We start from the raw sequence: 14,881 nt of genomic DNA on the forward strand, positions 1-14,881 counted from the left end.
CAGACCAAGTCAGGGGTTCTCGGTGCCGGCAAGGGCTCGGCGTAGCCGACCGCGTAGCGGCTTGGCCCTTGCCGGCACCGAGGTTCGCTGACATGCCCTCCGGGTGACGTCGTAAGGAGATCACCACCCCAACCCCCTCCTCCCCTCCAACCCCCATCCCTCAGCTCTGCCCGGTGCATCTCTGAAGCGGTGGCCGGGGTTCGGGGCAGAGCCCCGAGGTCTGAGGAAGCTGTGGTGCTCGGACATGACGGCGTCACGGGAGGAACGGCCTGGTCCACGATGACGGTCCGAACTCGGCTCAGGGTTCTAGGTGAACACTGGGGCGGGCGCCCGCGTCCCCCGCGCGGGCCGGAGGCAGAGCGCGGGGGGAGACGCGGTGCGCCGGGCCACGCGTGCGCGGCCCTTGATCCCATAGAGATTAATTCGGCAATCATCCAGCGGAACCGATCCGACACCTGACGGTGAAGACGGCAAGGTCCGATGACCAACAAGCGGCCATCGGACCTTCGAGATCAGCGCCAGAACGTCGGGTCAGGCTGTCTGAGCCGGCTCCGGCTCGGTCTCCCGGAGAACCCAGTTCACGTACTCGGGGTTACCCCCAAAAACAGGAACTGCCAGTACACACGGCACCTCATAGGGATGTTCGCGGCTCGTGCGCTCAACGATCGCATCAACCAGCGACGCTCGGGTGTGAAGCGCCACGCGAGCTTCGCTGTCGTCGTGGACTTCTCCAGCCCATCGGTAGATCGACCGAATCGGCTGGATGTTGTGCCCGCACGCGGCTAGGCGGTCGGTGACCAGGCTCCGCGTGAAGTCGGCCAGCCAATCGGCGCTTGGAGCCGTGATGACCACTTCGCAGATGCCCTCGGACGACGCCGGCACGTTCACTGGCTCACCTTCATCTCGTCGATGATGGCTCGGGCATCGGCTTCGGTGCGCCCGATGCCGCCCCAACCGGTGACGATCTTTCCGTCGTAGCTGAGGCCGACCCATTTGCCGCGCATCTGCTGGCCATGCGGGTGCAGGACGAAGTACATGGTCCCCTTGGAGCGGACAGAGCCGTCGTTCGCGGCGTACCAGCCCATCAAGACCTCGTTGTCCCACAGGCGTAGCTCACCTCGCCAGTGATAGCCGCCGTCCTCGACTGTGATGCCTCGGGTCGTGGTGTTCACGTCGATGTGGTCGCCTTGCTGGCGGAACCGGATCTCTTGTGCCGTGATCACCTCGTCGTGGTCCTTGAAGGTTTGCCAGGATGCCCACCAGTCCCCAGTCAGGTTGATTCGGTGGCTCGGTATTCCGGCTAGCTCGCCGACCGAGATCTTTAGCGCTTCTGCGAGCGCAACAGCTACGGAGAGCACAGGTTGTTGCTCCCCAGCCTCATAGCGTCGAATTTGACGCTTGTCGATACCTACGGCCGCCGCTAGGTCGGCCTGCGACATGTTCAGCTCGGCGCGGCGCTGCCGCAGAACCTCGCTCATTTCCATGCCCTCCATCGTGAGGGGACGCCTTAGTCCGTGCAAGCGGACGCTCGGGTCCTTCAGGGGACGAAAGAGTCCTTGACGACAGGACGCATCAGTCCGCATACTGGAGGCAGTTTAAGTCCCCTAGGGGACTTTCGGGTACCAGGGAAACAAGAAAGGCCCCGGACGAGCTGGAACTCGCCGAGGCCGTCGCAACGAGTCCTTTAGGAGAGGATCGCGATGCTCACCCAGGTTACCGCCCCTGCGGGGGTTGTCCTCAAGCCCGTTCGGCTGAACTTCGCTCAGTTCTGCCTCTGGTGCGGCGACCGCTGGTGCCAGTCGCAGAAGTGCGTGGACCTGCACGACCAGTCCGTGTGGCAGATCTGCTCGGAGTGCGACGGTTCCCAGGTCGGCGGGTGCCCGTGTGCGGGTGGGCTGATGGAGGTCCCGAAGCTGTCCTCGCGGGTCGCGCAGCTGCTGGCCGAGTCCGAGAAGAACCAGCCCACCCCCCAGGCGGTGGGCCGTCCGGAGCTGGTCTGCTACGGCAGCGACGCCGACGACCTGGTGTACGTGTGGGAGCTGCGGTGACCAGCCCCACCGAACCAGCGGTGCGTGACCCTGAGCCTGTCCGGCCCGGGTCGCGCGCCGACCGGCTGGCCATGCCGATCGCCCGTGAGGTCCTGGTCGCCATGGCCGAGCACAACGGCGTCTGCGTCCGCCCCCTGGCCATCCGCCGCACCGACCTGGAAACCGGCCTGACCGAGGTCATCGACGTGCCCTGCGGTGCCCGTCTGGCGTCCAAGTGCAAGCCCTGTGCCGAGCGTGCCCGCAAGCTGCGCCGTCAGCAGATCCGCGAGGGCTGGCACCTGGACGAAGAGCCAACCGTGCCCGTTGAGGCTCCAGCCGATGACGTGGTGGCGCTGGTGACCACGCGGGCTCATCTGGAGTTCGACCGCGCCGCCCTGGCCTACGAGCACCTGTCCCCGGCGGAGCGGGCCGCGCAGGTCGCCGACATCGACTCCGCCGTGGCCGACATCGACGAACAGCTGGCGCAGTGCCGGATACGCGGCACCCTGATTCCCGCCGATGACACGGCTCCGAAGCGGGTCCGGTCCACGCGCCGACGCGCTGACGCGATCGACCTGCCGAAGCTGCCAGTGCAGGCAAAGACGGTCGGCCGGGTCTACCGCGGTAAAGACGGCAAGACCCACCGCCCCTCGACCCTGCTCACCCTGACCCTCGGATCACACGGCCCGGTGCACTCGGCCCACCGTCGCGGTAGCTGGGTCGCGCCGTGTGAGTGCGGTCGGCTGCACGCCGAGTTCGACCCGCTGATCGGCACCCCCGTGGACCCGAGCACGTACGACTACCGGCGCGCGGCGCTGGATGCGATCCACTTCGCGAAGGTCCTGGATCGGTTCTGGCAGAACCTGCGTCGGGCCGCTGGCTGGAATGTGCAGTACGCCGGAGCGGTCGAGCTGCAGAAGCGCTTCGCTCCTCATGCCCACTTCGCCGTGCGTGGCACCGTGCCCCGGGCGCTGATGCGCCAGGTCGCCGCCGCGACCTACCACCAGGTGTGGTGGCCCCACTTCGACGCCCTGGTCTACGACGTCGGCGGCAAGGTCCCCACCTGGAGCGCCGAGATCGGCGGCTACTGCGACCCGAGCACCGGCCAGCCGCTCACCACGTGGCAAGCCGCGCTTGACGCCCTGGACGACGAGCACGCCACCCCCGCCGACGTGATTCGGCTCGGGCGGGTCGACGCACGCGGGATCGAGCACGGCACCAAGGACGCCGAGCGCGCCATCCGGTACGTGACCAAGTACCTGACCAAAGACCTGGTCGACAACACCCACCCACGCACCGACCCGCAACAGGCCCACTTCGACCGCCTCCACGCCGAACTGGCCGTGCTGCCCTGCTCCCCGACCTGCGCCAACTGGCTGCTCTACGGCGTCCAGCCCGACGCGGCAAAGCCGGGCATGGTGCCGGGTCGCTGTTCCGGCAAAGTGCACCAGCGGACAACGCTCGGGTTCACCGGACGCCGAGTCCTCGTCTCGCGCCAGTGGTCGGGCAAGACCCTGGCCGACCACCGCGCCGACAACAGGGCGTGGGTCCGCACCGTCCTTGCCGGCGCACTCGCCGACGACGAGACGACCGCCGCCGAGGACCCGAACCGCTACTCGTTCGAGCTGGCCCGGCCCGAAGACCCCGACGTCGACAGCCTCGCCAAGCGGCTCATGCGCGCTGTCTCCGAACGCCGCCGCTGGCACACCGAACTCCAGGCAGCACTCGACACCGCACCACCGACCGGCACCGCCCACCTAACCCTCGCTGCCTGACAGATGGGGACCGCTGGACGCCGGACCCTCCTCGGTCCTCGTCCTGGCCGTCCCGGACCGTCCTGGACCGTCCTGGCTCAGCTCCGGACGGTGCAACAGCTCCGACCAAACACCGGCTCACCAACCGCCAGACCACCAATCACGGAGGGATACCGCTATGTCCGAGCAGCTGCTCACTGGTGAGGAAGTCGCCACGTTATTACGCGCCAAGCCCAGGTTCGTGCGGCGTCTCGTCGCTGAGCGACGCATCGCCTACGTGAAGGTCGGGCGGCTTGTCCGCTTCACGACACACGCGGTGCGCGAGTACGTCGACCGGAATCGCGTCGAGCCAATGACCCGTAGCCAGGTCCGGCAGCAACTGAGGGAGATCGGGTAATGGCTGGTCAGAGGGGACGTCGGCGTTTCGGCAACGTCCGGAAGCTGCCGTCGGGCAGGTGGCAGGCCCGCTACGTCGGCCCGGATGGGCTGGAGCGCAAAGCACCGCAGACCTTCGAGAAGGAGAGCCAAGCGGTGCAATGGCTCACGCTGGTCGAATCGGAGATCATCAAGAGGGAGTGGGTGCCGCCCGAAGCGGGGGAGATCCTGCTCGGCGAGTACGGGCCGCGCTGGATATCCGAGCGCAAGTTAGAGCCCCGCACCCGCGAGGGCTACGAAGACCTGTTCCGGCTGCACATCGGTCCTCACCTCGGCAGGTTGCCGCTGGGCTCGATCAAGCCGCAGACCATCAGGACCTGGCGTAGGCACCTGCTGGACGCTGGGACTTCGGAGCCACAGGCGGTGAAGTCGTACGCCCTACTGCGCGCCATCCTGAACACGGCGATCAAGGAAGACGGCATCATCCGCGAGAACCCCTGCCGCATCAAGGGCTACGACCGGTACCACACCCCGGAGCGGACGGTCGCCAAGGTTCCGCAGGTCTACGCACTGGCGGACGTCATGCCGGCACGATACCGCGCGCTGGTCATCTTCGCCGCGTTCTCCAGCCTGCGCTGGGGCGAGCTGGCCGCACTGCGCCGGTGTGATGTCGACCTGGAGGAGGCGGTAGTGCGCGTCCCCCGGAAGCTGGCTGCCCTGCGCAAGCGGCTGGAGTTCGGCGCACCGAAGTCGGAGGCGGGCAAGCGTCAGGTGTCGATCCCCATGGTGGCCGTTGACGTACTTCGCGGTCACCTGGACGAGTTCGTCGCCTCACACGGCGAAGCGATCGTGTTCACGGGGGAGAGGGCTGCGCTGCTCCGTTCCGGCAACTTCGGCCGGGCGGTGAAGTGGAAGAACTCGGTGCGCCGAGCCGGACTCCCGGACGGTTTCACCTTCCACGACCTGCGCCACACGGGCAACCACCTGGCGTCCACGACCGGGGCGAGCACGCGGGAGCTGATGCACCGTATGGGCCACTCCAGCATGAGGGCGGCCCTGATCTACCAGCACGCCACTCGGGATCGGGACAAGGAGATCGCGACCGGCATGGACGACCGGATCAGGCGTCACCAGAGACCGGCTTCCGATCCGGCACGGGTCGCCGACGACGACCAAGGCGACGACGCCGCAGAGCACTGATGAGGCGCTTATGGCACGTGGCTGGCACGGCAGGTAAATGATCTCAGGTACGAGAAAGGCCCAGGTCCAGCGTTTCCGCCAGTGACCTGGGCCTTTCTCTGTGGAGCGGGCGACGAGAATCGAACTCGCGTAGTCAGTTTGGAAGACTGAAGCTCTACCATTGAGCTACGCCCGCGCGGCCCCTAGTTTAGCGGCCTGTCAGCACGGTCCGTCGGCGAGGTCGACGTGCCGGACCGTTGCTGGTCGGGGTGGCCGGATTCGAACCGACGGCCCCTCGCTCCCAAAGCGAGTGCGCTACCAAGCTGCGCTACACCCCGTTGCGCCGGTGACCGGCGCCCCCGGAAGTGTATGCGGTCTTCGCACCCGGTCGCACACCCATATAACCGTGTCCTGTTGTGAATCATTTTCGGCATTTGCCCCGTGCCGACCCCTGTGCCGATCTACGGTGGAGCCAGGGACGGGGAGACGATTCGCCCCTCGCTCGCCGGTCCAGGAGTGCACCGGGGTTCGTTCGTCCGAGCCGTTGACACTTCTGGGCCGGCGCCTTCCGCGGGGGCCGGTGGCGCGGCGGTGTGGCCCGGACCCCCGGTGGGGCTTTGTTCGATCAGGCGGATGGGGCTCCACCGGGCTGCGTGGGCCGGTCCTGGTGCGCCAGGTGCGCGTTGGCCGGGGTGAGCCGCTCCGGCCTGATCTTGTAATGGAGCCAAGCCGTCAGCGCGATGGTGAGCAGCGCGAAGAAGGCAGCGCCCAGCAGGGCCATCTCCTTGCCGTCGGCCGGGCCGGCCGCCAGGGCGACGATCGGGGCCGCGAGCGAGCGCGGCAGCGGTTCGGCGGCGGGCGCGAGGCTCAGCAGCGGCCCGCCGACGTCGGCGAGCACGGTGGCGAGCAGGATTGACGCATCGATCGGTGGCACGGCGGACCCCTCCCCGGACAACCCGCCCAGTTTGTCTGCTTTGCTGGATATTATGGTGGTGCCGCGCCCGAGATGTGTGACATCCGCCGAGAACCGCGGCCCGATGCCAGGGGCCAACCAGGTATTCGCCTACACTCGACCGGGCTCCGTGTCCGCGTGTCGGACCGGCCTCATGACGCGGCGTGGCCGAGCAGTACAGTGCGAAGGCCCGTCAAAACGACCGAAAGATCCCAAGGAGTACGCCAGTGAAGAGCACCGTCGAGACTCTGAGCCCGACGCGAGTGCGGCTCGCCATCGAGGTGCCGTTCGCAGAGCTCGAGCCGAGCCTGAAGAAGGCGTACCGGGAGATCGCGGCGCAGGTGAACATCCCCGGCTTCCGCAAGGGCAAGATCCCGGCCCAGGTCATCGACCAGCGCGTCGGCCGCGGCGCGGTGCTGCAGGAGGCGATCGAGGAGGCAATCCCGCAGCAGATCTTCGCCGCCGTGCGCGAGCACGAGGTCAAGCTGCTGGGCCGCCCGGCCGTGGACAACCTCGAGTTCTCCGACGGCCAGCCGCTGAAGTTCACCGCGGACGTCGACGTGCGCCCCGAGCTGACCATGCCCGAGCTGAGCGCGATCAAGGTCGAGGTCGAGCCGCTGGCGATCGCCGACGCCGAGATCGACGAGCAGGTCGACGGCCTGCGCCAGCGCTTCGCGACCCTGAAGACGGTCGAGCGCGCCGCCGCCACCGGTGACTACGTGCAGCTCGACCTGATCGCCACGGTCGACGGCGCCGAGGTCGAGGGCGGCACCGCCAACAACATCTCCCACGAGGTCGGCTCCGGCCAGCTCCTCAAGGGCCTGGACGAGGCCGTCGTCGGCCTGGCCGCCGGCGAGGAGGCGACCTTCACCAGCCAGCTCGTGGGCGGCGAGTTCGCCGGCCGCGACGCCGACGTGAAGGTGACCGTGCGCACGGTCAAGGAGAAGGAGCTCCCCGAGCTCGACGACGAGTTCGCCGGCCTGGCCAGCGAGTTCGACACCCTGGAGGAGCTGCGCGGCGACCTGCGCGAGCGGATCACCCGGGTCAAGAAGGTCGAGCAGCTGTACGCGGCCCGGGACAAGGCGCTCGCCGAGCTGGTCAAGCAGGCCAACGTGCCGGCCCCCGAGGGCGTCGTCTCCGACGAGGTCGAGCAGCGCAAGGCCGCCATGGTCGAGCAGCTCGAGCGCATGGGCGCGAGCCTGGAGGAGTACCTCGCCGCCGAGGAGAAGACCGAGGAGCAGATCGACGCCGAGCTCGCCGACGCGGCCGCCGAGGGCGTGAAGATCCAGCTGGTGCTGGACACCATCGCCGAGGCGGAGAACGTCGAGGTCACCGACGACGAGTACGGTCACGAGATCGTGCACCGCGCCCAGCGCGCCGGGGTCGCCCCGCAGGTGTACTACGACCGCCTGGTCCAGCAGGGCGCGGCGGCGGCCGTCTACGGCGACGTGCGCCGGGGCAAGGCGCTGGCGCTGGTCATGGAGCGGGTCGTGATGACCGACACCGACGGCGAGGTGCTGAGCCTGGACTCGCTGCGCGAGGACAACGGCCACGAGGGCCACGACCACGGTGACCACGAGGGTCACAACCACTGAGATGAGCATCGCGAAGGACCCGTTCACCACCGTGGGCGGGTCCTTCGCCGTTCATGCCGGGGCCGGGTGCGCTGACAGCGAACACGCGGATCTCGGGGAAGCTGCCGTCACTGGCAGCGGTTAGGGTCGCTGTAGGACAACGAGAAAGGCTGCCGATATGAGCGAGCTGCACGTTCCATCTGCGCGGGGTTCCGATCCGATCGCCGGCGGCCTCGATGATTCTGTGTACAACCGCCTGCTCAAGGAGCGCATCGTCTTCCTGGGCAGTGACGTGAACACCCAGGTCGCCAACCGGATCTGCGCGCAGCTGCTGCTGCTGTCCGCCGAAGACCCGGACCGCGACATCTACCTCTACATCAACTCGCCCGGCGGCTCGGTGTACGACGGCATGGCGATCTACGACACCATGCAGTACATCAAGAACGACGTGGCGACGATCGCGCTCGGCATGGCGGCCTCGATGGGGCAGATGCTGCTGTGCGCCGGCGCCAAGGGCAAGCGCTCGGCGCTGCCGCACGCGCGGATCATGATGCACCAGGCCTCGGGCGGCATCGGCGGCACCGCGGCCGACATCGCCATCCAGGCCGAGCAGATGATCTACACCAAGAAGCTGATGATCGACCTGATCGCCCAGCACACCGGCCAGCCGGTGGAGCAGATCGAGGCCGACAGCGACCGTGACCGCTGGTTCAACGCGCAGGCGGCCAAGGAGTACGGCTTCATCGACCACGTGATCACTTCGGCGCAGGCCGTGCCGGTCGGGAACTGAAGGAGTTCAACGATGTTTCCAAACCTGAAGCCGAGCTTCGCCGAGGTCAGCAACCGCTACATCATCCCGTCGTTCATCGAGCGCACGTCGTACGGGACGAAGGAGACCAACCCGTACAACAAGATGTTCGAGGACCGCATCATCTTCCTGGGTGTGCAGGTCGACGACGCGTCCGCGAACGACGTGATGGCGCAGCTGCTGGTGCTGGAGGCGGCCGATCCCGATCGTGACATCACCATGTACATCAACTCGCCCGGCGGCTCGTTCACGGCGATGACCGCGATCTACGACACCATGCAGTTCGTGCGCCCGGACATCCAGACGGTGTGCCTGGGCCAGGCGGCCAGCGCCGCGGCGGTGCTGCTGGCGGCGGGCACCCCGGGCAAGCGCCTGGCGCTGCCGAACTCGCGCATCATCATCCACCAGCCGGCCACCGAGGGCGGCTACGGGCAGGGCTCGGACATCGAGATCCAGGCTCGGGAGATCATGCGCATGCGCACCCAGCTGGAGGAGATGCTGTCGCGGCACTCCGGCAAGGACCTGGCCCAGGTCAAGAAGGACATCGACCGCGACAAGATCCTCACGGCCGCCGAGGCGCTCGACTACGGCCTGGTCGACTCCGTGATGACCAGCCGCAAGAAGAGCCTCATGGCGGGCGCTCGCTGAACCTCTGTGGTGCCGTCCACCCCAACAGGTGGACGGCACCACACCGCTGTCACAGCGGCGTGTCAGAATCTGGTTCATCGGTAGGCGGGGTGGGGACGCCGCAAACCGGCTCACAACAGGTAACGTCAAGGCAGAACCGATGTCGCGCCGTCTCGTGCGGCTCGATGTTCGTCCGCTTCAGGGGCAGGGGGAGTCGTAGGTGGCACGGATCGACGGCGGCGACCTGCTGAAATGCTCTTTCTGCGGCAAGTCGCAACGCCAGGTGAAGAAGCTCATCGCCGGGCCGGGCGTCTACATCTGCGACGAGTGCATCGACCTCTGCAACGAGATCATCGAAGAGGAGCTCGCCGGCGAGGAGCAGGTCCGCTGGGAAGAGCTGCCCAAGCCGATGGAGATCTGCCAGTTCCTCGACTCGTACGTGGTCGGGCAGGACGGCGCCAAGAAGGCGCTCGCGGTGGCGGTCTACAACCACTACAAGCGGCTGCAGGCCGAGGCTGCGCACACCCGGGGCGGTGAGGCGGTCGAGGTCGCGAAGAGCAACATCCTGCTCATCGGCCCGACGGGCACCGGCAAGACGCACCTCGCGCAGACCCTGGCCCGCATGCTCAACGTCCCGTTCGCGATAGCCGACGCGACCGCGCTGACCGAGGCCGGCTACGTGGGTGAGGATGTCGAGAACATCCTTCTCAAGCTCATTCAGGCCGCCGACTGGGACATCAAGCGCGCCGAGACCGGCATCGTCTACATCGACGAGATCGACAAGATCGCCCGCAAGTCCGACAGCCCCTCGATCACCCGAGACGTCTCCGGCGAGGGCGTGCAGCAGGCGCTGCTGAAGATCCTGGAAGGCACCCGGGCCAACGTGCCGCCGCAGGGCGGCCGCAAGCACCCGCACCAGGACTTCGTCGAGATCGACACCACGAACATCCTGTTCATCTGCGGTGGCGCGTTCGCGGGCCTGGAGCAGATCATCGAGCAGCGCACCGCGCGCTCGGGCCTGGGCTTCGGCGCGCACCTGCGGGCCGTGTCCGACCGCACCAACGACGAGGTGCTGGCCAAGGTCATGCCGGAGGACATGCTGAAGTTCGGCATCATCCCCGAGTTCATCGGCCGGTTGCCCGTCATCACCACGGTGCGCAGCCTCGACCGCGAGGCGCTCGTCAAGATCCTGACCGAGCCCCGCAACGCCCTGGTGAAGCAGTACCAGCGCCTGTTCGAGCTCGACAACGTCGTGCTGGACTTCGACTCCGAGGCCCTGGAGGCCATCGCCGACCAGGCCATGCTGCGCAACACCGGCGCCCGCGGCCTGCGCGCGATCATGGAAGAGGTCCTGCTCTCCGTGATGTACGAGGTGCCCAGCGACCCGAACGCCGAGCGCGTGCTGATCACCCGCGACACCGTGCTGGAGAAGGTCTACCCGACCATCGTGCCGCGGCGCGACATCAGCACCGGCCGCCGGGCGCGGCACCACCGCGAGGAGAAGACCGCCTGAACACGCGAGAAGCGCCGTCCCGCAGCCGTGGGACGGCGCTTTCGTCGTGTCAGGCCGTGTCTCCGGGCGGCGCTTTCGCCGTACCGCGGCTCAGCGCTGGGCGATCAGCGAGCCCCGGCGGCGGTCGAAGTCGCCGGGCGGCATCGCCACGATCATGACCAGCCGGGCGGGGGAGTCCAGCACGTTGCGGTAGGTGTGCGCCCGGTCGGCCCGGAAGTCGAGGGTCTGCCCGACGTGCACCGGGTGGTCGACGCCGTCGACGGTGACCGCGATCTGCCCGACCAGCACGTGCACCATGCACCGGGTGCCCGGCAGCAGTTCCTCGGCCTCATAACGTTCCTGCGGGGCGAAGCGCCAGTCCCACAGCTCCACGAAGTCCGGATCGTTCAGGCCGCGCAGCAGCCGTCCTGTGCCGCCCCGCCCGCCGCGCCACAGCACCGGCGCGTCGTCCATCTCACTGAGGTGCACGGTGCGGTCGGCGGCGGGCTGGAGCAGGCGGGCCACGGTGACCCCGAAGGCGTCCGCGATGCGGGCGAGCGTGCCGACGCTCGGATTGGTGCGGCTGCCCTCGATCTGCACGAGCATGCCCTTGCTGACCCCGGACCGGCCGGAGAGCTCGTCCAGGGACCAGCCGCGGCCGGCCCGCAGCGCGCGTACGTGCAGCGCCACCGCGGCATTGATCTCGTCCAGGGGCAGATGCCGGGGCCGGGGCGCGTGCGAACCGTCGCCGCGTGCGGTGGATCGGGCCCGTTCGATCGTCGTATCGGTCAACGCGCTGTCCTTTGCGGTCAATACTGTGATACGAACTCGTCGTGATCTCTATCCTGCTCGCGGGTACGTCCGCCCTGGTCTGGGGCACCGCCGACTTCTGCGGCGGCAAGGCCGTCCAGGGCGCCGCGAGCGTGCGTGGCCATTCCTACTCGGTGACCGTGGTATCGCAGTTGTGCGCGATACCGATGATCGCAGCTTTCCTCCTGTTGGTCCCGGGTCGGCTCGGCGTGTCGGCGCTGGGATGGGGCATGGCTGCCGGGATTGCCGGACTTTTCGGGATTGTCCTGCTGTACCAAGGGCTGGCGAGCGGCGCGATGGCCGTCGTGGCCCCCGTCACCGCGGTCACCTCCGCGCTCGTGCCGCTGACCGGCGGGCTGCTGCTCGGCGAACGGCCCGCCGCCGCCTCGCTCATCGGGGCGGTCTGCGCCATCGGGGCGATCGCGCTGGTCAGCCTCGGCCCCGCGGAAGGCGCGAGCGCGACCGGCCCGCGCGTGATCGGGCTGGCGCTGGCTTCCGGGGCCATGTTCGGAATCTTCTTTCTGCTGCTGGCCCAGGCCGGGGAGAGCGCCGGCATGTGGCCGCTGGCCGCCGCCCGGCTCGCCTCGATCCCGGTCGGCCTCCTGCTGCTCCGGCCGATGGGCGGCACCCTGCGCCTGCGCGGGAGGGCGCTGGCGCTCACCGCGGTCGCGGGCACGCTCGACATCGCGGCCAACGGCCTCTACCTACTGGCGGCGCACCAGGGGCAGCTGAGCGTCGTGGCCCCGATCGCCTCGCTCTACCCGGCGAGCACGGTCCTGCTCGCCCTGGCCGTCAACAAGGAACGCCTGCGCCGGATCCAGTTCGCCGGCCTGGGCTTGGCCGCGACCGCCCTGGTCCTCGCCGCACTCTGACCCACGCCACCGAGCCGCGCGACCCGGGCCATGCCGCGCGGCCGACTGTCCCGGCGGCCCGCGACCGGAACGCCCTGCAGTTTCGGGGAAACCGCCGGATTGCGGTAACCGCAAGCCGCAGTTTCCCCGAAGCTGCAGCCGACTGGTCGTTCAGGCCGCCCGACTACCGGGTGCGGCGGCGCGTGGTGTCCGGGATGCGGGACAGGGGTGGGGGCGGTGACGGCGGAGGGTGGTTTCGGCGGATGGCGGGACGTAAGGTCCGTCTGTGACTTCGGTGGTGACGCGGGCCCGCTGGGCGGTGGCGACGGTCTTCGCGGTGCACGGTGCCGTCAGCGGCAGCTTCGCGTCCCGCATCCCGTGGATCGCCGAGAACCTGAATCTCAACGAGGGCGCGCTCGGCCTGGCGCTGATCATGCCCGCGGTCGGCTCGCTCAGCACGATGCCGTTCGCCGGGCGGCTGGTGCAGCGCTGGGGCGGGCGTACCACCACCAGGGTCCTCATCGCGGCCTGGAGCCTCGCGATCGGCGTGGTCGCCCTCGCGCCCAGCCAGTGGGCCCTGATGGGCATGCTGCTGCTCGCCGGTGCGGCCGCGGGCACCTCCGACATCGCCATGAACGCCGAGGGCGTCGAGGTCGAAGGGCGGCTCGGCCGCTCGATCATGTCCAGCCTGCACGGCATGTGGTCGGTCGGCGGCCTGATCGGTTCCGGGATCGGGGCCGGGGCGGCATACCTGGGTGTCAGCGCCCCGGTGAACCTCGGCGTGATGGGTGTGCTGCTCGCCGTGGTGGGCGTCACGGCCGGGCGCCGGCTGCTGCCTGACGCGCCCGTGCCGGTCTCCGACGACGGACCGCGGTTCTCGCTGCCCCGCGGACCGGTGCTCATCATCGGGCTCGTCGGCTTCTGTGCCGTCTTCGCCGAGGGGGCCACCGCCGACTGGTGCGCCGTCTACCTGCGCCAGATCCTGGACGCCGGGGAGGGGCAGGCCGCGGTGGCGTACAGCGCCTTCGCGCTGTCCATGGCCGGCGGTCGCCTCGTCGGCGACGCGGTCGTGCGGCGTTTCGGCGCGGTCGGCACGGTGCGGGTGGCCGGGATCGTCGGCATCGCCGGCGGCCTGCTGGTCGTCACCGCCTGGACGCCGCTGGTCGGGGTGCTCGGCTTCGGCCTGATCGGCCTCGGCTGCGCCGTGGTGGTCCCGCTCGCGTTCAGTGCCGCGGGGCACACCGGCGACCATCCCGCCCACGCGATCGCGGGCGTGGCGACGGTGTCGTACGGCGCCGGGCTGGCCGCGCCGGGCCTGATGGGCGGGATCGCCCACGCCACCTCGCTGCCGTTCTCGTTCGCGCTGGTGACAGGGCTGATCGCGATCGTCGCGCTGGCCGCGGGCAGGCTGCGCTCGGCCGAGATCGCCCACCGCGAACCGGCCGCCGCGTCGGCCTAGCCGACCTCCCACATCGCGGTGTCCTGCAGCGGCCGGTACCCGATCGCCTGGTAGATCTTGTTGCTGGTCGGGTTGGCGAGGTCCGTGAAGAGCGTCGGACGCAGCCCCGCGGTCAGCACCGCCGCGCTCACCGCGGCGACGAGGGCGGCGGCGTAGCCGTTCCCGCGGCGGCGGGGCGGGGTGTAGACCATGTTGAGGCGTACGACGCCGGCCGCGGGCGCGGTCATCGCGGCCATGCTGACCGGCTCCCCGCCGGCCTCCCACAGCCAGAGCAGCCCGCCCAGGGCGAGCCGGCCGTCGATCGGCGCGGCGGGGTTCGACTGCGGGTGGTCCGCCAGCGCCTCCCGCTGGAATGCCGCGGACCAGGCCACCAGCAGGTCCCGATCGGCCGCCGTGGCCTCCCGCGGTCGTCCGGCCACCCCGGCCGGCGGCGCCACCCGCACGACATCCAACATGCGGTACGACGCCAGCAGGGCGGCCCGGCCACCGACGCGCCGGGCGAGTTCCGCCGCGACCCGCTGCGCCTGGTCCGGCAGCCCGGTGAACCGCCGCACCTGTGGCGCGTGCTCGGCGAGGTGTTCGGCCAGGACGGGCTCCGCCCCCTCGGCCAGCTCGCTCAGCAGCATGGCGAACGGCGGCGGGCACACCGCGACCCCGGCGAGCTCGCCGCCGTCGCCGAGCACCCGCAGCATGAGCAGGTCCGATTCGGCCAGGACGATGCCGTCCATCCGCGACTGCAGCAGCGTCAGCAGCTGGTTGTTGCGGACCGGCTCGGCTCTCAGCCAGGGCATCACCGCGGCGGTGAACTCGGCCAGCGCTGTGTCCCCGGTCACTCTCACGGTTGGATTCTGCCTCCAGGACGCTCACCGGAACACTCCTTTACCGACATCGCGACCGTCTGACCAGCTAAGATGGGCGAACGACGGGACGTGACCGGCGACAACCGACCCCGATTTGCATCCGGGTCGGGGGG

15 protein-coding genes and 2 tRNA genes are annotated in these 14,881 nt (G+C 69.2%); 10 read left to right on the plus strand and 7 right to left on the minus strand.

The annotated features are described in order from the left end of the window. Positions 1 to 531 precede the first annotated feature (531 nt). Together cutA and Cco03nite_RS40385 are read right to left on the minus strand one after the other, a co-directional pair. Positions 532 to 888, minus strand: a complete 357-nt coding sequence (cutA, locus tag Cco03nite_RS40380) for a divalent-cation tolerance protein CutA (protein ID WP_239168058.1) — start codon at positions 886 to 888, stop codon at positions 532 to 534. Then, positions 885 to 1,484, minus strand: a complete 600-nt coding sequence (locus Cco03nite_RS40385) for a helix-turn-helix transcriptional regulator (protein ID WP_203699340.1) — start codon at positions 1,482 to 1,484, stop codon at positions 885 to 887. The genes cutA and Cco03nite_RS40385 overlap by 4 nt, the downstream gene beginning before the upstream one ends. 216 nt (positions 1,485 to 1,700) lie before the next feature. On the opposite strand from Cco03nite_RS40385, the gene Cco03nite_RS40390 reads away from it, so the two are divergent. From Cco03nite_RS40390 to Cco03nite_RS40405, 4 genes are all read left to right on the plus strand, one after another. After that, positions 1,701 to 2,048: a hypothetical protein gene (locus tag Cco03nite_RS40390; protein ID WP_203699341.1), complete on the plus strand. Its 348-nt coding sequence runs from the start codon at positions 1,701 to 1,703 to the stop codon at positions 2,046 to 2,048. After that, a complete protein-coding gene (locus Cco03nite_RS40395; RefSeq protein WP_203699342.1) occupies positions 2,045 to 3,802 on the plus strand; it encodes a replication initiator in 1,758 nt (585 codons plus the stop codon). Before Cco03nite_RS40390 ends, Cco03nite_RS40395 begins: the two co-directional genes overlap by 4 nt. A 157-nt stretch (positions 3,803 to 3,959) precedes the next feature. Then, positions 3,960 to 4,178: a helix-turn-helix domain-containing protein gene (locus Cco03nite_RS40400; RefSeq protein WP_203699343.1), complete on the plus strand. Its 219-nt coding sequence runs from the start codon at positions 3,960 to 3,962 to the stop codon at positions 4,176 to 4,178. After that, the gene (locus tag Cco03nite_RS40405) at positions 4,178 to 5,356 is read left to right on the plus strand and encodes a tyrosine-type recombinase/integrase (protein WP_203699344.1); all 1,179 of its coding nucleotides are present in this window, start codon (positions 4,178 to 4,180) and stop codon (positions 5,354 to 5,356) included. Before Cco03nite_RS40400 ends, Cco03nite_RS40405 begins: the two co-directional genes overlap by 1 nt. Positions 5,357 to 5,457: 101 nt before the next feature. On the opposite strand, the gene Cco03nite_RS40410 is transcribed toward Cco03nite_RS40405, so the two are convergent. From Cco03nite_RS40410 to Cco03nite_RS40420, 3 genes are all read right to left on the minus strand, one after another. After that, a tRNA-Gly gene (locus Cco03nite_RS40410) sits at positions 5,458 to 5,531 on the minus strand. A gap of 65 nt (positions 5,532 to 5,596) precedes the next feature. Then, positions 5,597 to 5,673 (minus strand) — tRNA-Pro (locus tag Cco03nite_RS40415). Between the two features lie 287 nt (positions 5,674 to 5,960). After that, complete coding sequence (locus Cco03nite_RS40420) at positions 5,961 to 6,269, minus strand: hypothetical protein (protein WP_203699345.1); 309 nt, start codon at positions 6,267 to 6,269, stop codon at positions 5,961 to 5,963. A gap of 245 nt (positions 6,270 to 6,514) precedes the next feature. Here Cco03nite_RS40420 and tig point away from each other — a divergent pair, with 245 nt between their 5' ends. From tig to clpX, 4 genes are all read left to right on the plus strand, one after another. Beyond that, on the plus strand, positions 6,515 to 7,882 hold the full coding sequence (gene tig, locus Cco03nite_RS40425) for a trigger factor (RefSeq protein WP_203699346.1): 1,368 nt from the start codon (positions 6,515 to 6,517) through the stop codon (positions 7,880 to 7,882). Between the two features lie 157 nt (positions 7,883 to 8,039). Continuing rightward, the gene (locus Cco03nite_RS40430) at positions 8,040 to 8,651 is read left to right on the plus strand and encodes an ATP-dependent Clp protease proteolytic subunit (protein ID WP_203699347.1); all 612 of its coding nucleotides are present in this window, start codon (positions 8,040 to 8,042) and stop codon (positions 8,649 to 8,651) included. Positions 8,652 to 8,663: 12 nt separating this feature from the next. Further along, positions 8,664 to 9,317: an ATP-dependent Clp protease proteolytic subunit gene (locus Cco03nite_RS40435; RefSeq protein WP_155369939.1), complete on the plus strand. Its 654-nt coding sequence runs from the start codon at positions 8,664 to 8,666 to the stop codon at positions 9,315 to 9,317. Between the two features lie 199 nt (positions 9,318 to 9,516). Next, positions 9,517 to 10,809, plus strand: coding sequence for an ATP-dependent Clp protease ATP-binding subunit ClpX (gene clpX, locus Cco03nite_RS40440; RefSeq protein ID WP_203699348.1), 1,293 nt, complete (start codon positions 9,517 to 9,519; stop codon positions 10,807 to 10,809). 90 nt (positions 10,810 to 10,899) lie between these two features. Here the strand turns inward: clpX and Cco03nite_RS40445 are convergent, their stop codons facing one another. Next, positions 10,900 to 11,580: a helix-turn-helix domain-containing protein gene (locus tag Cco03nite_RS40445; RefSeq protein WP_239168059.1), complete on the minus strand. Its 681-nt coding sequence runs from the start codon at positions 11,578 to 11,580 to the stop codon at positions 10,900 to 10,902. Between the two features lie 41 nt (positions 11,581 to 11,621). Here Cco03nite_RS40445 and Cco03nite_RS40450 point away from each other — a divergent pair, with 41 nt between their 5' ends. Then, positions 11,622 to 12,470, plus strand: coding sequence for a DMT family transporter (locus tag Cco03nite_RS40450; protein WP_203699349.1), 849 nt, complete (start codon positions 11,622 to 11,624; stop codon positions 12,468 to 12,470). A 265-nt stretch (positions 12,471 to 12,735) separates the two neighbouring features. Beyond that, positions 12,736 to 13,908: an MFS transporter gene (locus tag Cco03nite_RS40455; RefSeq protein ID WP_203699350.1), complete on the plus strand. Its 1,173-nt coding sequence runs from the start codon at positions 12,736 to 12,738 to the stop codon at positions 13,906 to 13,908. Here Cco03nite_RS40455 and Cco03nite_RS40460 read toward each other — a convergent pair. After that, on the minus strand, positions 13,905 to 14,747 hold the full coding sequence (locus Cco03nite_RS40460) for a GNAT family N-acetyltransferase (RefSeq protein ID WP_203699351.1): 843 nt from the start codon (positions 14,745 to 14,747) through the stop codon (positions 13,905 to 13,907). The genes Cco03nite_RS40455 and Cco03nite_RS40460 overlap by 4 nt on opposite strands. Positions 14,748 to 14,881: the final 134 nt, after the last annotated feature.

The organism is Catellatospora coxensis, from assembly GCF_016862635.1.
Lineage (GTDB): Bacteria > Actinomycetota > Actinomycetes > Mycobacteriales > Micromonosporaceae > Catellatospora > Catellatospora coxensis.

Coding starts and splice junctions, on each gene's coding strand:
- Cco03nite_RS40385 (WP_203699340.1), bottom strand. CDS start 1,484: ATGGAAATGAGCGAGGTTCTGCGGCAGCGCCGCGCCGAGCTGAACATG.
- Cco03nite_RS40390 (WP_203699341.1), top strand. CDS start 1,701: ATGCTCACCCAGGTTACCGCCCCTGCGGGGGTTGTCCTCAAGCCCGTT.
- Cco03nite_RS40400 (WP_203699343.1), top strand. CDS start 3,960: ATGTCCGAGCAGCTGCTCACTGGTGAGGAAGTCGCCACGTTATTACGC.
- Cco03nite_RS40405 (WP_203699344.1), top strand. CDS start 4,178: ATGGCTGGTCAGAGGGGACGTCGGCGTTTCGGCAACGTCCGGAAGCTG.
- Cco03nite_RS40430 (WP_203699347.1), top strand. CDS start 8,040: ATGAGCGAGCTGCACGTTCCATCTGCGCGGGGTTCCGATCCGATCGCC.
- Cco03nite_RS40435 (WP_155369939.1), top strand. CDS start 8,664: ATGTTTCCAAACCTGAAGCCGAGCTTCGCCGAGGTCAGCAACCGCTAC.